Origin of the sequence: Enterobacter sp. UNJFSC 003 (assembly GCF_036903355.1) — a bacterium.
Taxonomy (GTDB): Bacteria; Pseudomonadota; Gammaproteobacteria; order Enterobacterales; family Enterobacteriaceae; genus Enterobacter.
In genome coordinates, this window is sequence record NZ_JBAKHK010000138.1 from 1 (window position 1) to 277 (window position 277).

Sequence of the window (277 nt, forward strand, 5' to 3'; positions counted from 1 at the left end):
GTGCATCCGTTACCGCCATTTGCAGTATGAACGAAAGAATAAGGACAGCATGAATACGGTAGAGCAGTGGTGATGATGATAAAATAATTAACGCCACAGCTATACTGTATAGCCATATTCCTGACAGAACAGCAGGGTGTGTCTTATACCAGAGATGTCCCGTATCAGATAAAAAATAACGAACTCTGAATAGCAGAGTTCGTCCAATAATGGAAAATGTGAATATCAATGGCAGTATATAAACAGGGGATAGACTTATGCCTACGATTGTCTGCAT

The 277-nt window shown here is 40.1% G+C and carries 1 pseudogene; it reads right to left on the reverse strand.

Annotation, left to right across the window (positions count from 1 at the left end):
- Positions 1 to 277: pseudogene (locus tag V5P19_RS23480) on the reverse strand (prepilin peptidase); the annotation flags it as partial.